A 20,973-nucleotide genomic window follows, 5' to 3' on the forward strand; every position below is an offset into this window, starting at 1 on the left:
GCTTCAGGTGATGTGCCTAAATATTGACCACAGGGTATTGGCGAGTAAATTTTGTGCACGTGTTTGGTCAGTCTGGATTCGGATTAGTCAGTTCCGCTGTCTGATTAATTTCTGCCCATCCGCGTAACGGTATGTTTTGTAACAGGATTTTTCCGAGAAGCCGGTTTGGCACGCCGCGTGCATAGTAGCTAGCGAAACGCGAAACCCGCGATGACCTTGCGTCCAATGATGGGCGCTCCCCAACAGGCAAGGCTGCCAACAGATGCTCGGTCCCGGTCCGCGGGTCGTGCTTCTTCGGCAGCCTTTTTGTTTTCCGGCTCTCACCAATGGAGCGAATATGACTAGTCCCGATGCTCAAACCAGTTCGCAGCGCCGAGCCTTGGCGCTGTCGACCATCGCCTTCACCGTCTGCTTTGCCGTCTGGACGATTTTCTCGATCATCGGGGTGGCGCTGAAGGATCAGCTCGGCCTTTCCGAGACGCAGTTCGGGCTATTGATCGGCACACCAGTGCTGACCGGTTCGCTGGTCCGCATCGGGCTCGGCATCTGGACCGACCGGTATGGCGGGCGGCTCGTCTACACGGTGACCATGCTTGCGGCCGCCGTGGCGACGTCGCTGCTGATCTTCGCACACACCTACGAGCAGTTCCTGGTGGCGGCGCTGGGCGTCGGCCTCGCGGGCGGGTCGTTCGCGGTCGGCGTCGCCTATGTGTCGCGCTTTTATCCGCAGAAGCAGCAGGGCACGGCGCTTGGGATTTTCGGCGCCGGCAATGTTGGCGCCGCGGTGACGAAGTTCCTCGCGCCCTTCGTGATGGTGGCGTTCGGCTGGCAAGCCGTGGCGCTTGCCTGGGCCGCGGTGCTGGCCGTCATGGCGGTAGTGTTCTGGTTTTCGACCGAGGACGATCCGGTGCTGGTGAAGCGCCGGAAGGAGGGGGCGCCGCAGCGCAGCCTCGCCGCCGAGTTCGCGCCGCTCAAAGACGTACGGGTCTGGCGCTTCGGGCTCTATTACTTCTTCGCCTTCGGCGCGTTCGTTGCCCTCACCCTGTGGCTGCCGCGCTACCTGATCGGCGTCTACGGCTTCGACATCAAAGTCGCGGGCATGGTCGCCGCCGCCTACTCGATCCCGGCCAGCTTGTTCCGGGCCTACGGCGGCTCGCTTTCCGATAAGGTCGGGGCGCGGACAGTGATGTACTGGACCTTCGGCGTCTCCGCCGTAGCGACGTTCATCCTGGCGTTGCCGACGAGCGACGTGACGATCCATGGCATCGCCGGCAGCTTCAGCGTTCCATTTGCCATCAGCCCCTGGGCGTTCATCGGTCTGATGTTCGTGCTCGGCTTCTTCATGAGCCTGGGCAAGGCCGCGGTCTACAAGCACATCCCCGCTTACTACCCGGAGAACGTCGGGGCGGTGGGCGGCCTTGTCGGGATGATCGGCGGGCTCGGCGGATTCATCCTGCCCCTGCTCTTCGGCTGGCTCAACGACGTCACGGGCCTGTGGAGCAGCTGCTTCATCGCGCTGTTCGTCCTCGTCGTGGTGTCGCTGGGGCTGATGCATTTCACCGTCCGCCGCATGACCCGGCAGAGCCCAACGCAGCCCGCGGGACAACTTCAACTGGAGGCAGTTCAGTGAAAGAGAAACTCGTCATCGTCGGCAACGGCATGGCGCCTGGGCGGGCGCTGGAGAAGCTGTTCGAGACCGACCCCGATCGCTACGACGTGGTGATCTTCAACGCCGAGCCGCGGGTCAACTACGACCGCATCATGCTCAGCCCGGTGCTGTCGGGCGAAAAGAGCTTCGACGACATCGTGATCCACGGTGACGCCTGGTACATCAAGCACGGCATCACGCTCTACAAGGGCTGCAAGATCGAGACGATCGACCGGGTGAACAAGACGGTCACCTCGGCCAATGGCATCACCGAGAGCTACGACAAGCTGGTGATCGCGACGGGCTCGGTGCCGTTCATCATCCCGGTGCCGGGGGTCAACCTCGCCGGCGTCGTCACTTATCGCGACCTCGACGACGTCAACATCATGATGATGGCGGCGAAAGCGCGGGGCAGGGCGGTGGTCATCGGCGGCGGCCTGCTCGGGCTCGAAGCGGCGGCTGGACTCAACGAGCAGGGCATGGACGTCACCGTGGTGCACGTGATGCCGACGCTGATGGAGCGGCAGCTCGATCCGGCGGCGGGCTACCTGCTCGGCGAGTCGATGAAGGCCCGCGGGGTCAAAGTCCTGACCGCGGCCAATACCAAGCAGATCCTCGGCGACAAGCGCGTCACCGGCGTCGAACTGGCCGACGGCACTATCCTGCCGGCGGACCTGGTGGTGATGGCGGTCGGCATCCGGCCGAACGCCGCGCTCGGCAAGGCGGCGGAGCTGGCGGTCAACCGCGGTATCGTGGTCGACGCGCAGATGCGCACCTCCGACCCCTCGATCTACGCGCTCGGCGAGTGCGTCGAGGTGAATGGAGCAACCTTCGGCCTCGTGGCGCCGCTCTACGACATGGCCAATGTCCTCGCCGCCCAGCTCTGCGGCGACGAGAAGGCGACGTTCGTCCCGGTCGCCACGGCGACCCGGCTCAAGGTTACCGGCATCAGCCTCTATTCGGCGGGTGACTTCGCCGAGGGTGACGATCGCGAGGAGATCGTGCTGCGCGACGCCACGGCCGGCGTCTACAAGCGGCTGATCCTGCGCGACGACAAGATCATCGGCACGGTGCTCTACGGCGATACCGGGGACGGGCCGTGGTTCTACGACATGCTGAAGCGCAACGTCGACACGCGCGAAATGCGCGACACGCTGATCTTCGGCCAGAACTATCAGGGTGGTGCCCCGCTGGACCCTACGGCGGCCGTTGCAGCCTTGCCGGATGAGGCAGAGATCTGTGGTTGTAACGGCATTTGCAAATCGAAGATCACCGGCGCCATCACGGCGAAGGGCCTGACGTCGCTCGACGACATCCGCGCTCACACCAAGGCTTCGGCGAGCTGCGGCTCGTGCACGGGCCTCGTCGAAAAGCTCCTGCTGCTGACACTAGGCGACAGCTACAACCCATCGGCGGTGCAGCCGATGTGCAAGTGCACCGATCTCGGCCATGACGACGTCCGCCGGCTGATCATTGCCAAGGAACTGCGCTCGATCCCGCAGCTGATGCAGGAGCTCGAGTGGAAGACCTCTTGCGGCTGTGCCAAGTGCCGGCCGGCGCTCAACTACTACATGATCGCCACCTGGCCGGGTGAATACGAGGATGACGGGCAGTCGCGCTTCATCAACGAGCGCGTGCACGCCAACATCCAAAAGGACGGCACCTATTCGGTGGTGCCGCGCATGTGGGGCGGCATGACCAGCCCGAACGAGCTGCGCGCCATCGCCGACGTCGCCGACAAGTTCAAAATCCCGGCGGTGAAGGTCACAGGCGGCCAACGCATCGACCTGCTCGGCGTGAAGAAGGAAGACCTGCCGGGGGTGTGGGCTGATCTCAACGCCGCCGGCATGGTTTCGGGCGCCGCCTACGCCAAGGGCCTTCGTACAGTGAAGACCTGCGTCGGTTCGGACTGGTGCCGATTCGGCACGCAGGATTCGACCGGGCTCGGCATCAAGCTCGAGAAGTTCATGTGGGGCAGCTGGACCCCGGCCAAGGTGAAGATGGCAGTCTCCGGCTGTCCGCGGAACTGTGCCGAGGCGACGTGCAAGGACGTCGGTGTGATCTGCGTGGACTCCGGTTACGACATCGTCTTCGCCGGTGCTGCCGGCCTCGACATCAAGGGCACCGAGGCGCTCTGCCATGCCGACAGCGAGGATGAGGCGATCGAGATCATCGCAGCACTGACCCAGCTCTATCGCGAGCAGGGGCGCTATCTCGAGCGCATGTACAAGTGGCTGAAGCGGGTGGGCATGGAGTCGATCCAGGCCTCGATCGTTCGCGATCTGGGGAAGCGCCGCTTCTACTACGACCGGTTCGTGTTCTCGCAGAAATTCGCCCAGGTCGACCCGTGGGAAGAGCGGGTCAATGGCAAGGACGCACACGAATTCGCCGCTCTGGCAGAATTCGGCGTGCCGCAGGCAGCGGAGTGAGCTTGATGGAAGACTGGGTCGAAATCGGTCGCATCGAGCAGATCCCGTTGCGGGGTGCGCGCTGCGTTACCACCCCGGCTGGGAAAATCGCGGTGTTCCGCACGGCGGAGAACCACGTCTATGCCATCGAGAACCGCTGCCCGCACAAGGGCGGCCCGCTCAGTGAAGGTATCGTGCATGGCGGGTCGGTGACCTGTCCGCTGCACAACTGGGTGTTCGATCTCGCGACTGGCGAGGCGCAGGGCGCGGACGAGGGACAGGTACGGACCTTCGCGGTGAACGTGGTCGAAGGGCGCATCTTCATGGCGGCCGAGGTCATGCTTATGGCGGCGGAGTAGGGCGGAGCAACCATGGCCGACCCCAAGACGGTCCGCACCACCTGCCCCTATTGCGGGGTGGGGTGCGGGGTGCTCGCAACGCCCCAGCCGGATGGCTCGGTGACGATTGCCGGTGATCCGGAGCATCCGGCCAATTTCGGGCGGCTCTGCTCGAAGGGCTCTGCGCTGGGCGAGACGCTGTCGCTGGAGGGGCGGCTGCTCCACCCGGAGATCGGCGGCGAGCGGGCCAGCTGGGACCAGGCGCTGGACCTCGTGGCGAATACCTTCGCCGAGACCGTTGCCGAGCATGGGCCTGACTCCGTCGCCATCTATGGTTCGGGGCAGCTGCTGACCGAGGACTATTACGTCGCCAACAAGCTGATGAAGGGGTTCATCGGCTCGGGCAACATCGACACCAACTCGCGGCTCTGCATGGCCTCGTCGGTGGCCGGGCACAAGCGGGCCTTCGGCTCGGACACGGTGCCGGGGAACTACGAGGACCTTGAACTCGCAGACCTGATGATCCTCGTCGGCTCCAACCTCAGCTGGTGCCACCCGGTGCTGTACCAGCGGATCATCAAGGCGAAGGCCGAGCGGCCGGGGATGCGGATCGTCTTGATCGATCCGCGGCGGACCACCACGGCGGACCAGGCGGACCTGCATCTCGCGATCAAGCCGGATGGTGACACGGCGCTGTTCGTCGGGCTGCTGAAGTCGCTGGCGGAGCGGAATGCGGTCGATGCCGAGTTCATCGCCGAGAGCACCAATGGGTTTGGCGCGGCGCTGGACGTGGCGCGGAATTGGAGCCTCGAGCGGGTGGCCGAGGCCACCGGGCTCAGCGTGCGCGATATCGCGGTGTTCTACGACTGGTTCGCCGAGACCACGCGGACGGTGACCGTCTACTCGCAGGGCGTGAACCAGTCGGCGACGGGGACTGACAAGGTCAACGCCATCGTCAACGCGCACCTCGCCACCGGTCGCATCGGCATGCCGGGGATGGGCCCGTTCTCGGTGACCGGGCAGCCTAATGCGATGGGCGGCCGCGAGGTCGGTGGGCTCGCCAACATGCTGGCCGCGCACATGGATTTCGACGCCATCAATGTCGACCGGCTGCAGCGGTTTTGGCGCTCGGAGCGGGTGGCGACCAAGCCCGGGCTGAAGGCGGTCGACCTGTTCGAGGCGATCGGTGCGGGCAAGGTGAAGGCGCTGTGGATCATGGCGACCAACCCGGTGGACTCGATGCCCGAGGCCGACAAGGTGCGGGCGGCGATCCGCGCCTGCCCGTTCGTCGTGGTGTCGGACATGAACGCGGCGACCGATACGGCGGTCGAAGCCCATGTGCGGCTGCCGGCGGCGGGCTGGGGTGAAAAGAACGGCACGGTGACCAATTCCGAGCGCCGGATCTCGCGGCAGCGGCCTTTCCTCGCGGCGCCGGGGGAGGCAAAGCCGGACTGGTGGATCGTCACCCAGGTGGCGCGGCGGATGGGGCATGCCGAGGCCTTCGCGTACGAGCGGCCGGGCGAGATATTCGCCGAGCACGCGGCGCTCTCGGCGTTCGAGAACAACGGCAACCGCGACTTCGACCTGTCGGGGCTGATGCACGCCGAGTATGACGGGCTGCAGCCGGTGCAGTGGCCGGTGCGCTCGGTGCGCAGCACGGCGCGGATGTTCACGGATGGACGGTTCTTCACCCCCGATAATCGGGCACGCTTCGTGGCGGTGGCACCGCCGCCGCCGATCGTGCCGCCACCGGGAATGCTGGTGCTGAACACCGGGCGGGTACGCGACCACTGGCACACCATGACGCGGACGGGGAAGACGCCTCGACTGTCGGCGCATATGGCGGAGCCGTTCGCCGAATTGCATCCGGACGATGCGTTCGAAAAGAGCATCCGGCATGCGAGCCTGGTGCGGCTCGAGAACCGGCATGGTTCGGCGCTGGTGCGGGCGCTTGTGACGGACCGCCAGCAGAAGGGCTCAGTGTTCGTGCCGATGCACTGGACCGGGCAGTTCTCCGCCGCCGGCCGCGTCGATGCGCTGGTCACCGGGCAGACCGACCCGCAATCAGGACAGCCGGCGTTGAAGATGGCGACGGTAAGCGTAGGGCCGGCCCTGGCGCGGCGCTACGGCTTCGCGGTGAGCCGGAAGCGGCCGGAGCTGGCCGGCGCGGACTACTGGGCGATCGCCGAGACGACCGGCGGCTGGCGCGCCGAGCTGGCGTTTCTCGATGACCTCGCCGACCCGCTCGAATGGGCGCGCGAGGCCTTCCAGCTGGCGCCCGAGACGGCGCCGCTGACCATCACCGACAAGGCAACCGGACGTCAGAGCCTCGCGCTGTTCGACGGCAACCAACTGGTGTTCGCGCTGTTCCTATCGCCCGATCCGGTGCTGGTATCGCGACAGTGGGCGGTGTCGCTGCTGACCGAAAACATCAAGCCGGCGCGGCGGGCCGACATCCTGGTCGGCCGTCCTGGAGCCGATCGTCCGGACCCCGGCCCGATCGTCTGCGCCTGCTTCTCGGTTGGCGCCAACCAGATCGCCGAGGCGGCACGCGGCGGTTGCCACACCGTCGACGCGATCGGCGCGGCGCTGAAGGCGGGGACCAATTGCGGCTCGTGCCGCGCGGAAATCCGCGGGCTGATCGAACTCAACCGGCTCGAAGCGGCGGAGTAGCACCGCGCCCCGCAACCGGGTTTCGTCGACTTTGCGCGCCTTCATTCATTTGTCGTTCAGCCCCCGTCATCATAGGGTAGCGCAACTATAAGAGATCACAGGGGTGAGGGAATGCAGCGGCTTTTTCGGTCGATCTGGTGGCTTGTTGTGGCCGGAGCCCTCCTCCTAGGACCTGCCCAAGCGGCGGACCGCAACATCACGCTGTTGCCGGGCACAGATCTTCCCGGTTTCGACTATTCGGTGATCAAGGACGTCGATATCGACGCCTGCTCGGCCGCCTGTACCGATGACAAGATCTGCCGCGCCTTCACCTTCAACGAAAAGGCCAAGTGGTGCTTCCTTAAGGGCGATGTCGGCCCCGAGACGGCGTTCAAGGGCGCCACGTCCGGCCGCGTCGACTTTACCCCGCCGTTGGCCGAGAACCTCGAAGCGCGGCTGAGCGAACTGCCGTTCCCGGCGCAGGACCTGATCGATTCCGCCCGCTACTTGGCGACCAGCCTACCACAGACCGATCCGCCGCCGCCGGATGTGACCTATGCCGACCTCGTTGCCGCGGGTGACGAGGCGTCCGCCCAGTCGAACCCCTCGGCGGCGATGGTGTCGTACCGGCAGGCGCTGGCGATCAACAAGAACGACCCGTCCGTATGGCTGAAGCTCGCGGCGCAGGGCGAGGCCCGTGCCGTGATAGAAGCAGCGGCCGGCAACGGTGTCTACGACCTCGCGGTCAACTCGTCCTATGCTGCGATGAACGCCTTCATGCTGTCCGAGACCGTTGCCGAGCGCGCCGATGCGCTGGGTGCGCTGGCCGTGGCGTTGTCGCGTCGTGAGATGTGGCGCGAGTCCATTGCGCTTTATCGCGCCAGCCTTGCGCTGGTCGACAATGCCACGCTGGAAGCGGCGCTGGAGAAGGCGGTCGCCGAGCACGGCTTCCGCGTCACCTCGAACCAGGTGGATGCCGAAGCGGCCAACCCGCGCATTTGCGCGGTGTTCTCGGACTCGCTGCCTGCTGGCGGCACCGACCTTTCGAGCTACGTGGTGGTCGACAATGCGCCGACTGTGGCGGTTGAAAGCGACCAGAGCCAGATCTGCATCACCGGCGTCGAGCATGGCCGGCGCTACCACATCAAGCTGCGCTCGGGCCTGCCGTCGGCCAATGGCGAGCAACTGCGCGCCGATGTCGAGCTCGACCTCTACGTGCCCGATCGTGCGCCGTTCGTCGGCTTTGCCAACAGTGCCTACGTGATGCCCGCCGGGCTCGGCGGCGGCCTGCCGATCACCTCGGTGAACGCCAAGACCGCCGACGTGGTGATCTACCGGATCGGCGACCGCTCGATCGCGACCGCGGTGCGCCAGGGCATCTTCCAGCGCACGCTCGACGGCTACTCGGCCGAGGACGTCGCCAATTCGACCGGCGAGAAGACCTGGGAAGGCCAGGTGGACCTGGCGCAGGGCGCGCCGAACGCCATGACGGTGACGGCGATCCCGGTCGCGGAGATCGTCAAGGAGCTGCAGCCGGGCGCCTATGTGGTGACCGCCAAGGTCAACGGCGTGCAGCAGGAATACTGGAAAGAAGTCGCGACGCAGTGGTTCATCGTCACCGACCTGGGCCTGACCACGGTGACGGGCGATGACGGCGTGCACGCGTTCGTGCGCTCGCTGACCAGCGCGCAGCCGGTGGCCAATGCCAAGGTGCGGCTCGTCGCCGTCAATAACGAGATCCTCGGCGAAGCGGTGACCGATGCCGATGGCCGGGCCGATTTCGCGCCGGGCCTGTCGCGCGGCGAAGGCGGCCGGGCGCCGCAGCTGATCACCACCGAGACCGATGGCGGGGACTATGCGTTCCTCGACGTGTCGAAGGCGGCGTTCGATCTCACCGATCGTGGTGTCGAGGGCCGGCCGTCGCCGGGTCCGCTCGACCTGTTCGCGACCACCGAGCGCGGCGTGTATCGCCCGGGCGAGACGGTGTTCCTCACCGCGATCCTGCGTGATGTGCACGCCAAGGCGGTGACCGACCTGCCGCTGACACTGGAGGTGCAGCGTCCGGACGGGGTGATCTCGACCACTGAACTGCTCAACGACGCAGGCGCCGGCGGCTATTTCAGCGCCGTGACGCTCGACTCCGAAGCCATGCGCGGCTCGTGGACGATGCGGCTCTATGCCGACCCCAAGGCCGATGCACTGACCAATGTCGGCTTCCTCGTCGAGGATTTCGAGCCGGAACGGCTGGCGTTCGAGATCAGCGCGGCGGATGAGCCGATCAAGACCGGCGAAGTGACCCCGGTCGAGGTGACGGCGAAGTATCTCTACGGCGCCACGGCGCCCGACCTCGCGGTCGAGGCCGATGCGGTGCTGCGTCCGGTGACCTCGCTGCCGGCTTACCCGGGCTACACGTTCGGCCGTCTCGACGACACGTTCGAGACCTCGCGCGAACCGCTCGGCGTCGTCGGCACCACCGACGAATCCGGCAATGTCACCGCCGAGGTGACGGTCAGTGCGCCGCAGTCGACGACGCGGCCGCTCGAGGCACAGCTGATCATGCGCCTCGTCGACAGCAATGGCCGCGCCATCGAGCGCAGCCTCACCCGTCCGGTGCTGGCCGATGGCAATCGCATTGGGCTGAAGCCACGCTTCGAGGATGCCAGCGGGCTTGCCGAAGGCAGCGAAGCCAGCTTCGACGTGATCGCGGTGGCGCCCGATGGCGCGACCGTCGACAAGGCCGGGCTCGAGTGGAGCCTGTCGCGGGTCGAGACCACCTACCAGTGGTACCGCAACAGCGGCACCTGGAAGTGGGAAGCCGTCACTACGACGCGCGAAGTGGCCAACGGCACCGTCGATGCGCTCGCCTCCGGCCCGGTCGCCATCGGCGCGCCCGTGAGCTGGGGCCAGTACCGGCTCGAGGTGTCGAGCACCGGTGAAGGCGCGACCTCGTCCAGCTACGAGTTCTATGCCGGCTACTACTATCCGGAAGCGGGCTCGGACACGCCGGACACCCTCTCCGTAGCGCTCGACAAGCCGGCTTATCGCAAGGGCGAGACGGCCAACCTGAAGCTCGATCCGCAGTTCGCGGGTACGGCGCTGGTGATGGTGGTCGACGACCGGATCATCGACATGAAAGCGGTCGAAGTGCCGGAAGGCGGCACCACCGTGCCGCTGGAAGTCACCGATGACTGGGGCCCGGGCGCCTATGTGACGGCAATGCTCTATCGGCCGGCCAGCGTGGAAGCCAAGCGGATGCCGGCGCGTGCGCTCGGCCTCGCCTTTGCCGACGTGGAGCCGGGCGACCTGAAGCTCGACCTGACGCTCGATGCGCCGAAGGAAGCGCTGCCGCGCCAGGCCTTCACCACCACGGTGAAGCTCGCCAACGTTCAGCCGGGTGACAAGGCCTATGTCGCGGTTGCGGCGGTGGACCTCGGCATCCTCAACCTCACGAAGTTCCAAGTGCCGGATCCGGATGGCTGGTTCTTCGGCCAGCGCCAGCTCGGCGTCGAGGTGCGCGACCTCTATGGCCAGCTGATCGATCCGATGCAGGGCACGACAGGCGCGTTCCGTACCGGTGGTGACGAGGGCGCCTCGCGCTTCGGCACGCCGCCGGCGACCACGGTCCTCGTGGCGCTGCACTCGGGCATCGTCGAAGTGGGGCCTGACGGTACCGCGACGGTCAGCTTCGACATGCCGGACTTCAACGGGACGGTGCGGCTGATGGCGATGGCGTGGAGCGCCGGCGCCGTGGGTCATGGCTCCGCCGACGTGATCGTGCGCGATCCGGTGGTGGTGAACCTGAGCCCGCCGCGGTTCCTGCGTCTCGACGACACGTCGCGGCTCTTGGTCGAGGTCAACAACGTTGCCGGCCAGCCGGGCACCTACGAGGTGGCGCTAGAGACCGGGACGGGGCTCTCGACCGATGCGGCCGAGACGACGGTCGACCTGCCGACGGGCGAGCGCACCGCGCTCTACCTCAGCCTCACCGGCACGGCAATCGGCGACCAGACGCTCAAGGTGATCGTCACCGCTCCGGATGGGACAACGCAGACCAAGGAGCTGACGCTCGGGGTCCGCGCCGCCAGCGCACCGGTGACCACCAGCCAGCTGATCCCGCTGGAAGTCGGCGCCAAGACGATGCTCGATGCGAGCTTCTTCGCCGACATGGTGCCGCATACCGGGGAACTGACGCTCGCGGTGGGTCCGATTGCCCGCCTCGATGTGCCGGGCTTGCTGATGCAGCTCGACCGCTACCCGTATGGGTGCGCCGAGCAGACCTCGAGCCGTGCCCTGCCGCTGCTTTATCTCAACGAAGTCGCCTCGATGATTGGTCTGGGCGATGACGAAGCGATCACCCAGCGGGTCAAGGACGCGATCAAGAACCTGCTCGCCAAGCAGACCTCCAGCGGCGGTTTCGGCCTCTGGGGACCGTACGATGGCACCGACCTGTGGCTCGACTCCTACGTCACCGAGTTCCTGCTCCGCGCCAAGGCGGAAGGGTACGACGTGCCGGAGCTGGCGATGACCCGGGCGCTCGACAACCTCGGCAACCAGGTGTCCTACGCTACCGACTTCACGGTCGGCGGAGAGGACGTGGCCTTCGCGCTCTACGACCTGGCGCGCGCCGGCCGGGCTGCCATCGGCGACCTGCGCTACTACCTCGAGGCGCGCCTCAGCGCCTTCGGGTCGCCGCTCGCCAAGGCCCAGCTCGGTGCCGCGCTCGCCCTCTATGGCGACCGTACCCGTGCGGCGACTGCCTTCCAGGCGGCCGTCGAGGACCTCAAGGCACGCGAGGACCGGGCGAAGTATCGCAACGACTACGGCAGCCAGCTGCGTGATACGGCCGGAGTGCTTGCACTCGCTGCCGAGTTCACGCCGTCGGGTGTCGATATCGCGGCGCTGACCACCAAGCTCGCGACGTTGCGTGACCAGGCCCGCTGGACCTCCACCCAGGAGGATGCGTGGACGCTGGTCGCTGCCTCGGCGCTGGCCCGTGAGGCCGGCGATGGATCGGTGACGATCGACGGCGAGCCGCTGACCGGCACCGTCTATCGCCGCTACGACCAGGAGGCGTTCGACAGTGCTCCGGTGGAGATCGCCAACAACGGCAACCGGCCGACCGAGATGAAGGTGACCGTCACCGCCATCCCGGCGACCCCGCCGGCGGCGAGCTCGAACGGCTTCACCATTTCGCGGGACTACTACCTGCCGAACGGCGAGCCGGCCGACCTCAGCAATATCCACCAGAACGACCGGTTCGTGGTGGTGCTGACGACGCAGCCGACCCAGCTCGGTTCGGGCCAGTACGTGGTGGCCGATCCGCTGCCGGCCGGGTTCGAGATCGAGAACCCCGACCTGCTGCAGGGCTCAGGCGTTGCCGATCTCAGCTGGCTGACCGTCGATACGCCGGCGCACGTTGAATCGCGGACCGACCAGTTCGTCGCCGCATTCAGGTTCACGTCGGCTGCCAGCAGCGTCACCACCGCCTACATGGTGCGTGCCGTCTCGCCGGGCAGCTTCGTGATGCCGGGCGCCACGGTCGAAGACATGTACCGGCCGGAGCTCCGCGCCAATACCGACGCTGGCCAGATCGAGGTCAGCGCGACCGGGCCATGAGCACGGCCGCACCCAAACAGCAGCCCCGGCGCTTCCGCGCGCCGGGGCTCTTTACTGCGACGCTTATCGTCTTCGCGGGCGTGGCGCTGGTCGGCAGCCAGTATGGGCTGGCCGTGCTGCGCGATATCCGCGCCACGCTGCCGCCCACGCCGGTGGTGTCGGCGGTGCCGGTTTCGACCGCGGTGGTCGACAATGCCGGGCTGCTGCTTCGGCCGTTCACCACGGCCAATGGGCGCTGGCGGTTGCCGGTGACGATCGAAGAGGTCGATCGACGCTTCATCACGATGTTGCTGGCCTACGAGGACCAGCACTTCACCGAGCACCACGGCATCGACTGGCCGTCGATGCTGCGCGCCGCGGTGCAATATGCCGGGGCAGGGCGGATCGTTTCGGGCGGCTCGACCCTCACCATGCAGGTCGCGCGACTGATCGGCGGCGAGCCGACACGTAACGTCGCCGGCAAGCTGCGCCAGATGGTGCACGCCGATGCGCTGGAGCGGACGCTCAGCAAGGACGAGATCCTGACGCTCTACCTGACGCTGGCGCCCTATGGCGGCAATATCGAGGGTATTCGCGCGGCCAGCCTCGCCTATTTCGGTAAGGAACCGGGGCGGCTGACCACGGCCGAGTGCGCGCTGCTGGTGGCGCTGCCGCAATCGCCCGAAGCGAGGCGGCCGGACCGCGATGTCGAAGTGGCGCGGGCGGCGCGCAACCTGGTGCTCGATCGTATGGTCGGGGCAGGGGTGATCGGCGCCGAGGAGGCCGAGGCGGCGAAGCTCGAGCCGATGCCCAAGGCGCGGCGCGAGTTCCCGATGTATGCGGCGCACCTCGCCGAGGCGGCCGTGAAGGCGCGCCCCAATGCGCGGCAGATCGAGCTGACCATCGAGCGCCAGCTGCAGGCGAAGCTCGAGCGGCTAGGCGCCGACCGCGCGGCGCAGCTCGGCTCGAAGCTGTCGGTGGCGATCGTCGTCGCCGACCAGCAGACCGGCAACATCCTCGCCTCGGTCGGCTCGGCCGGTTTGTTCAACACCGAGAGCGCCGGCTATGTCGACATGACCGAGGCGGTGCGTTCGCCTGGCTCGACGCTGAAGCCGCTGATCTACGGGCTGGCGTTCGAGCTGGGACTGGCGCATCCCGAGAGCCTGATCGAGGACCGGCCGACGGCGTTCAACGGCTATGTGCCGGTCAACTTCGACGGCTTCAATCGCGGCACGGTCAGTATCCGGCAGGCGCTGACCGAGTCGCTGAACATTCCCGCCGTGGTGGTGCTCGACGCGGTCGGGCCGGCGCGGCTGGTGTCGCGCATCAAGCGGGCGCACGCCGCGGCGCGGCTGCCGGCGGATACGGCGCCGAGCCTTGCGGTGGGTCTCGGCGGCGTCGGCCTGACACTGCGCGACCTCGTCTCGATCTATGCGGCGATCGGCCGGGGCGGTACGCCCGTGGTGCTGCGCGATGGGGTGACGGCGGTGCCGGACGAGGCTGAGACGCCGGCGCCGGTGCTCGATCCGATCGCGGCGTGGTATGTCGCCAACATCCTCGCCGACGTGCCGCCGCCGCTCAACGGCTCGGCCGGGCGCATCGCCTACAAGACCGGCACGTCCTACGGCTATCGCGACGCGTGGGCCATCGGCTTCGATGGCAAGACCGTGATCGGGGTGTGGGTCGGCCGGCCCGACAACTCGCAGATCCCGGGGATCACCGGGATCCGGGCGGCGGCGCCGATCCTGTTCGAGAGTTTCGACCGGCTGGCCGAGAAGACGGTGCCGCTGCGCGATGCGCCGCCGGGGACGATCTTTGCCTCCAACTCGGAGCTGCCATTGCCGCTGCGCCGCTTCCGCCATCCGGACGAGCAGAAGGTGAAGCGCGATGCGGCGCCGCAGATCGCCTATCCGACCGATGGCGTCGACGTTGACCTGGGGCTCGCCTCGGGCAACGAGGCGCCGCTGATCGTCAAGGTGCGCAATGGCGTGCCGCCCTTCACCTTCTTCGCCAACGGTGCGCCGTTCGGCCGCTCGGCCTTTGCCAGGCAGAACAGTTGGCGGCCGGATGGGCCGGGGTTCGTGACGCTCTCGGTGGTGGACGCCGAAGGACGGTCGGACTCGGTGAAGGTGTTTCTCGACTGAGCCAAATCAATTCGAATGCCCGCTGGGCGCGAGGGCTTCGGCAAGTTCTGCCGTCCAGTCTCATATCGCCTCACTCCATATCCGCCCGCCTCACGCGTGGCTCGAGCCGATGAGTGAGCAGACCATGCCAGATACACGCGATCGATTGGCGCCGGGACGGTCCCGCGTTTCGACGGCATCTGCCTTCGGCCGTATCGCCCTTCTCGCCGCCGCGGTCGTTCTGACCATGCCACGCACGCCGGCTGTGGCCGCCGGCGTCGTGGCACCGGATGACGTCTCCCACCGCGTCAGGTGGCGTGCCTGATCGTAGGCCCCGAGTCACCGCGCTGCGAAAGCGACGGTACCAGCTCAGGCGCTGGCTGAATCCAGGAGCCCCGCGATGCGTGTTTCCAAGAGAGTTCTGCTGGTCACCACGTCCGCTGTCCTGTCACTCGGGGTTCTCGCTTTTGCCGCGGCGCAGGCTGTCGATGCGCCCGGCGAACGACTGGCACTCGCGGCGAGCGGGGTGCAACTTACGGCCTGGGGAGCGCCCGGGTCATGGCAGAAACCGCAGCAATTAGATGCGACTACGCCTTACCGGCTTCATCAAAACGGAACGGCGGAACCGCGATAGTATGTTCGCCTCACTTCGCCGCTCGGTGGACCACCTGCCGGGCGGCGCCATTTCCCTGATACACCGCTGAGCGTCGAAATGCGATATCCGCCGGTCACCGGCGTTGTTGTCTGCGGGAGCGGCGCTGGCCAAGAAGCTCGTGCAAAGTCACTTCGCAATATGCGGAGGCCAATTCCTGCTACAGCAACCACAGAGTGTTTCAGCGTACGGGTGATGTTCGATGCCGAACAAAGCTTGCGGGTATCGTTGACGTTTTGCCAAACCACTTAGTACAGTATTCGACCGATACATACCGTGTCTCACTGCCGGCTTCCCCGCGCATAGGCGGACGACAGGGCCGAGAGCCCGCCGGCGACACACACTCTTCGGACGTCCAACAGGACCGGCGTCTCGCGGATCGAAGGTTCGATCCGTGCCGAGTCATTGCTCCGGCGCTGTTGAACCCCCGATCCCGCTATGGCCGCAGAAGCGGCAAGTCGCGGTATCCCAAGTCCGGGTGATCACCGGGCATTGGTGGAGCGCTGCGAGGCTGCTGACGAGTGGAGCTCCCTCCTCCCCTCTCCATTCGCTGTAGCTTCGCGGCGTTCACTTTACCCGCCGCGACCAGGCGTGTGACGGATGGGCTTCCCGTTTTTATTGATATCGATCTCGTCGCGCGTCAGCTTTGCCGCAAACAGAACTCTCAAGCTTAGTTCGCTCGACTTGGACTTGTTGCTTGGAAGGTTGCAGTTCGCTATCGTACCGACGGCCATTAAAATTGATTGAACAACGGTTCTAAATAACTATCGCCCATTCTGAGTTTCATTAGTACTTGAGCATAGTGTCGATAAGGTCGGATGAAGTTGAGATGTGAGGCCTTGGCTTCGTCCGGTTCGACCAACGGCATGATGCTTCCAGGTGGCTCCCCATCGCTGACTCGCGAGCCCCCAAGGCCACCATAGACCGACGCAGCCCTCGGTTGGAAGCAGCAAGCGGTCGACGGACCATCCGGGCGGAGGCCCTGCCGTCCGGATGGTCGTCTCCTCAGCCCCTCGCAGGTTTTCGCGGCAGGCGGCAACGCCGAGCAGCGGATATGTTCTTGTGTGCCAGGTTCACCGGCCAGTTCTGCGATCTCGTTGGAGGCCGCTGAGCTATCGGCAATTCGAGGCGGGTCTGTCACAGGCCGACGTTTGTGAGTGATGAAAGGACCTTGGAATGCCCTCAATGCTGATGATGGTGGCACTCGGTGTGATCGCGCTACTCGCGGTCGGGGCCATGGTGGCACCGGTGATGGCACAGCAGCAGCTCTGCCTGCACCTGCACGAGGTGACCGGCCAGACACCCACAACCACGTTGCTCCAGCGCCCGGTCAGTTTGGTGGCAGAAACAGCGCAGCGTTAGCGAATGGTTAAGCGGCAGCTTCGCAAGAAACTGACTGCAACGTCGTGCCGTTACTGACATGCCTACGAAGGCGGGATTTTCACCGTTATTTCGACGGCTCGAATCGATGTGTCGCAGCTACTCGTACTTCTGTCACAATCTAGCCGGCAGCCTCACCTATCGAGTGGCGCTTCAACGGCCGAGCGACCTGAATGTCGCCTTGATCAACCCCGTCACGTGATGTAACTTTAGTCGTTGCCACAATATAGACGGTGCATTGTACGGTTTCGTACCGTTTGGTGAAGTATATGATTGTGTGCTGATCGTATTGCAGGGAAGACCTGTTAGCTTTCAGGCATATCGTCGGTGGCGGTAGACGGTGGCAGAATGCCGCCCGCGCTTGATCAACGGCCCCAAGGGGCGCGTCTTATAGCGCAAGGGAATCTGCGGGGGGCGCAGCTTCACTTGGACATTGATATTTGGCATGAGCGGTAGCCCATGGCAGTTGCGGCGCGTTTACGCCGGCCCTGAACAGGGAAACAACAGTTACCGGGCGCGCCGCTCCAGTAGGAGCGTGACGCTTGTCTTTCATGTCCCCGCAATTCGAGAATGGCCTGCTGTCGCGCCTGTCCGAGCATGACCTGGAGTTGCTGGGGCCGATGAAGCGCATCGAGTTGGCTCCGCACAACGCCCTCGAGGTGGCCAACCGCAGCGTCGACTCGATCTACTTCATCGAGCGCGGTTTTGCCTCGGTCGTCGCCGACGATGCCGATGGCGGGATCATCGAAGTCGGGCTCATTGGTCCTGAGGGTATGACCGGACTGTCGGTGGTGCATGGGGTCGAGACGACGCCGTTCAGCACGTTCGTCCAGGGCGGTGGCACTGCGGTGCGGGTCGAGCCGGAGAACCTGCGTGCGGCACTTGCCGATAGCCCATCGCTGCACCAGTTGTTCATGCGGTACGCCCAGGCGTTCTCCGTCCAGGTCGCCTCGACGGCATCGGCCAATGGCCGGTTGCTGCTGGAGCAGCGGGTGGCTCGCTGGCTGCTGATGGTCGGCGACCGCCTTGGCGAGTCGTTTCAGATCACCCACGAGTTTCTCGCCGTCATGCTGGCGGTACGCCGGGCCGGCGTGACCCGGGCATTGCAGGATCTCGAGGCGCGGGGCCTCATCCGCACCATGCGCGGCGTTGTGGCCATCGTCGATAGGGCGGGCCTGGCGCAGTTCACCAACGGCGCCTATGGCCTGGCGGAGAAGGAATACCAGACGCTGCTCGGCCAATTCGGGTCGGATCTCGATAGCGACGAGCCGCGGCAGCACCGCAAGGTCGGCTTCTGAGCCAGGAGCACCGCCAAATGAAAGGGGCCCGTCGGCCCCTTTTTCGTTTTCGGATCAGACGCCTGCTACTTGGCGATGACCATGGTCTCAAGCTTGGCCACATCCGGGGGCAGTTCAGTGTCACCGGCGGCGAGACCGTTGACCTGGAGGATGTAGGCGACGAGATCGGCGTAGGTCTGGTCGCCTAGCTGGCCGGCGCGCGAGGGCGGCATGCGATCGTGCGTATGGGTGTAGAGCGCGGCGGCGGTCTGGCCGATCCACTTGCCCGCGAAATACTCGCCGGCAAGAGGCGGTCCATAGTTGGCGCTCACCAGATCGGGGCCGTGGCACGAAACGCAGTTGGCGTCGTAGGCGGTCTTGCCGCGTGCGGCCTGTTCGGTGGTGAAAGTCACCGGGTTGCCGGATGCGGGCGTTGCGGCCGCCGCCCCTGCCGCCGGGGCCTCCTTAGTCGTGCTAGTCGCGGCCGTGCCATCGCCTTCGCCAGTGTAGGTGTAGACGAGGATGGCGCCGGGGTTCTGCAGCGTGGTGCCGGCGCCGCCGTCCATAGTGCCGACGAGGCCGCTGACGTCGGTCGCGACGTACAAGGTCTTCATGTCGGGGCTGATCGCCATGTCACGCAGGCGGTTCTCAGATTGGAAGTAGCGCTCGATGGGGCCGGCGGCCGTCTTGCCGTCCGCGGCGAGCGGAACCCGATAGATCGAGCCGCGCTTCAGTGTGGTAACCAAAAGCGAGTTCTCCCAGCCGGGGATGCCTTCGCCTGCAGCCGGGAAGTAGGCCTGCATGCTGGAAGCGGCGACGGTCGGCCAGCAGATGAAGTCGATGCCGCCGCAGGCGGGATCAGTGAAGTCCCAGTCGCTGGGAACGGTGAAGAGGGTCGCGACAGGATCCTGCTGTTCGCCGGTCCAGCTGGTTTCATCCTCGACCGGCACCGACGGATCGATGGTGATGTCGCTGAAGGTCAACTGCGCGCAGGGCGTCGTTGCATCGGCCCAGCGGGCGTACTGATAGGCCTTGTCGTCCTTGAAGCCGGCGACATGCGGCCAGCCATAATTGCCGCCGGCGACGAGGACATTCACCTCATCGTCGGTCTTGGGACCTTGCTCGGAGGCATAGAGCGTGCCGTCGGGGCCGAAGTCGATGCCTTGCATGTTGCGATGGCCGTAGGTGAAGACGTGGCTCTTCACACCATCGAGCTCCGGATTGTCGTCGGGGATCGAGCCATCGAGGTTGAGGCGCAGCGATTTGCCCTGGTAGGCGATCCAGTTCTTGCCGCCCACTTCGTCGGCGGTGGGCAGGCGTTGCGCCTCGATGGGAATGCACCAGTTGCCGAGTTGGTTCTTACCGCCATCGCCGATGGTGTAGTAGAGCTTGCTATCGGGGCCGAACTTCAGGCGCCCGGAATTGTGGTCGTTCTTGCCGGGCATGCCCGTGATGAGGTCCACGGGGTCGGACAGCTTGCCGGTCGCCTTGTCGTAGCTCAGACGGACGATCTTGACCCAGAGGTCGTGATACGGGCTGAACTGGTCCGTTACCCAGGGGATGCCGCCGAGCGACTTATCGACATAGCTGTAGGCGGTGTAGACGTAGTCGTTGCCGGTATCCTTCAGCAGGCCCGGATCAAGCGCCAGGCCGAGCAGGCCGTCCTGTCCGCCGGGAGCCGAGACTTCCTCGATATCGATCGCGACTTGCTTGGTGCCGTCAGCCGGATTGACGCGGGTGATCTTGCCACCGGTGCGTTCGGTCACCCACAGCCAGTTGTCCGGTCCCCAGGTGATCTCCCACGGACCCTCGAGCCCGTTGGTGAGCTCCTTCATTTCGAACTGCTTGGTGCCCACCACCGCAGAGTCCGGTGCATCTTGCGCGAAGACCGGGACAGCCGTGCCCAAAAGTACGGTGGCCAGGGCGAACGTTGCAGAGAGTCTCATGGCGTTCCTCCAGGGGGTGGACCGACGGTCCAACCCGCGGCGGGCGGGTTGGTTCCGGGTTTCAGCAAGCAGTATCGAGGACAGCGTCTAGCGAGCGTTAATCGCCAGACACGGAGTTATGACAAGTCGTGCTTCCAGCCGAGCAGCCGCTCGGCCTTGGTCGAGTTGAAGAAACTGCGGAAGCCGCTGAGATCGCCCTTGATGGGGATGTTCGGGAAGTGCTTGGCGGCCAGTTCGAGGCTCGGCACGTCAACTGTGGTGTCGGGGCCGACGATGTAGAACACCTCGTGGCCATGGAAATCGGCGGTGAGGCTGAGGAGGCAGGCGCGCGCCGCGGCGTCGAAGCGGGTGTAGGCGAACAGGTGCTTGGCGGCGTCGACAGGAGTGCTGTTGGCAGTGAAGCTACGGGCCGCGAGCTCGCGCTCCGGTACCACCCAGTGAAAGCGCATGCTGGCGATGCGCATGTCCTCATAGCGACGTACGAAGGCATCGGCCTGCTGCTCGCAGATCCACTTCGAGAGGCTATACGGGTCCTCGGTGTAGTTCGGGTGCTCTTCGTCGAGCGGCAGATAGTCGTAGCGCGGGTTGCGGCTGTAGGAGTGGCCGATCGCGTTGACGCTGGAGGCCTGGCAGACGCGTTTGATGCTGTGCTCGGCCGCGGCGCGCAGCACGTTGTAGCTGCCCACGACGTTATTGTTGTGGACGATGTGGTCAGGATGACGGCCGGGCGAGGGGATGGCTGCCATGTGGATGACCGCATCGCAGCCGGCGAAGGCTTCGACGAGCTTGTCATACTCGCTCATGTCGGCCTGGATGAAGTGCAGCTTGCTGGCTTCCTCGGTTTCGGGCGCGGCGACACGGTCGATGCAGACGAGGGTGTGGCCCTGCTTGGCGGCTTCGACGATGATGGCGCGGCCGATGCCGCCGGACGACCCGGTGAGTGCGATCTTCATG

Annotated in this window: 10 protein-coding genes; 8 read left to right on the forward strand and 2 right to left on the reverse strand. The window is 65.7% G+C overall.

Going from position 1 to position 20,973, the window contains the following annotated elements; genetic code table 11:
• The first annotated feature begins 337 nt into the window (after positions 1 to 337).
• From AC1DWU_RS21580 to AC1DWU_RS21615, 8 genes are all read left to right on the forward strand, one after another.
• Positions 338 to 1,630, forward strand: coding sequence for an MFS transporter (locus AC1DWU_RS21580; protein WP_477152071.1), 1,293 nt, complete (start codon positions 338 to 340; stop codon positions 1,628 to 1,630).
• Positions 1,627 to 4,077: a nitrite reductase large subunit NirB gene (gene nirB / locus AC1DWU_RS21585; protein ID WP_477152072.1), complete on the forward strand. Its 2,451-nt coding sequence runs from the start codon at positions 1,627 to 1,629 to the stop codon at positions 4,075 to 4,077. Before AC1DWU_RS21580 ends, nirB begins: the two co-directional genes overlap by 4 nt.
• 5 nt (positions 4,078 to 4,082) lie before the next feature.
• Positions 4,083 to 4,415 carry a nitrite reductase small subunit NirD gene (gene nirD / locus AC1DWU_RS21590; protein ID WP_477152073.1) on the forward strand — a complete coding sequence of 111 codons (333 nt, stop codon included), beginning with the start codon at positions 4,083 to 4,085 and terminating at the stop codon, positions 4,413 to 4,415.
• A 12-nt stretch (positions 4,416 to 4,427) separates the two neighbouring features.
• The gene (locus AC1DWU_RS21595) at positions 4,428 to 7,067 is read left to right on the forward strand and encodes a nitrate reductase (RefSeq protein ID WP_477152074.1); all 2,640 of its coding nucleotides are present in this window, start codon (positions 4,428 to 4,430) and stop codon (positions 7,065 to 7,067) included.
• A 111-nt stretch (positions 7,068 to 7,178) separates the two neighbouring features.
• Positions 7,179 to 12,662, forward strand: coding sequence for an alpha-2-macroglobulin family protein (locus AC1DWU_RS21600; protein ID WP_477152075.1), 5,484 nt, complete (start codon positions 7,179 to 7,181; stop codon positions 12,660 to 12,662).
• Complete coding sequence (gene pbpC / locus AC1DWU_RS21605; protein ID WP_477152076.1) at positions 12,659 to 14,785, forward strand: penicillin-binding protein 1C; 2,127 nt, start codon at positions 12,659 to 12,661, stop codon at positions 14,783 to 14,785. The genes AC1DWU_RS21600 and pbpC overlap by 4 nt, the downstream gene beginning before the upstream one ends.
• 1,816 nt (positions 14,786 to 16,601) lie before the next feature.
• Complete coding sequence (locus AC1DWU_RS21610) at positions 16,602 to 16,778, forward strand: hypothetical protein (RefSeq protein ID WP_477152077.1); 177 nt, start codon at positions 16,602 to 16,604, stop codon at positions 16,776 to 16,778.
• A gap of 569 nt (positions 16,779 to 17,347) precedes the next feature.
• On the forward strand, positions 17,348 to 18,094 hold the full coding sequence (locus AC1DWU_RS21615; protein ID WP_477152096.1) for a Crp/Fnr family transcriptional regulator: 747 nt from the start codon (positions 17,348 to 17,350) through the stop codon (positions 18,092 to 18,094).
• Between the two features lie 65 nt (positions 18,095 to 18,159).
• Here AC1DWU_RS21615 and AC1DWU_RS21620 read toward each other — a convergent pair whose 3' ends face one another.
• Together AC1DWU_RS21620 and AC1DWU_RS21625 are read right to left on the reverse strand one after the other, a co-directional pair.
• On the reverse strand, positions 18,160 to 20,019 hold the full coding sequence (locus AC1DWU_RS21620) for a glucose/sorbosone family PQQ-dependent dehydrogenase (protein WP_477152078.1): 1,860 nt from the start codon (positions 20,017 to 20,019) through the stop codon (positions 18,160 to 18,162).
• A gap of 116 nt (positions 20,020 to 20,135) precedes the next feature.
• Positions 20,136 to 20,972 (reverse strand): NAD-dependent epimerase/dehydratase family protein, encoded by an 837-nt coding sequence (locus AC1DWU_RS21625; protein ID WP_477152079.1) that lies wholly within the window; start codon positions 20,970 to 20,972, stop codon positions 20,136 to 20,138.
• Position 20,973: the final 1 nt, after the last annotated feature.

Source organism: Devosia sp. P2_G7 (assembly GCF_056403495.1).

Excerpts from the sequence above, each read along its gene's own strand:
- AC1DWU_RS21625 (WP_477152079.1), bottom strand. The coding sequence starts at position 20,972 with ATGAAGATCGCACTCACCGGGTCGTCCGGCGGCATCGGCCGCGCCATC.
- AC1DWU_RS21620 (WP_477152078.1), bottom strand. The coding sequence starts at position 20,019 with ATGAGACTCTCTGCAACGTTCGCCCTGGCCACCGTACTTTTGGGCACG.
- AC1DWU_RS21580 (WP_477152071.1), top strand. The coding sequence starts at position 338 with ATGACTAGTCCCGATGCTCAAACCAGTTCGCAGCGCCGAGCCTTGGCG.
- AC1DWU_RS21600 (WP_477152075.1), top strand. The coding sequence starts at position 7,179 with ATGCAGCGGCTTTTTCGGTCGATCTGGTGGCTTGTTGTGGCCGGAGCC.
- AC1DWU_RS21615 (WP_477152096.1), top strand. The coding sequence starts at position 17,348 with ATGTCCCCGCAATTCGAGAATGGCCTGCTGTCGCGCCTGTCCGAGCAT.
- nirD (WP_477152073.1), top strand. The coding sequence starts at position 4,083 with ATGGAAGACTGGGTCGAAATCGGTCGCATCGAGCAGATCCCGTTGCGG.
- AC1DWU_RS21610 (WP_477152077.1), top strand. The coding sequence starts at position 16,602 with ATGCTGATGATGGTGGCACTCGGTGTGATCGCGCTACTCGCGGTCGGG.
- pbpC (WP_477152076.1), top strand. The coding sequence starts at position 12,659 with ATGAGCACGGCCGCACCCAAACAGCAGCCCCGGCGCTTCCGCGCGCCG.
- AC1DWU_RS21595 (WP_477152074.1), top strand. The coding sequence starts at position 4,428 with ATGGCCGACCCCAAGACGGTCCGCACCACCTGCCCCTATTGCGGGGTG.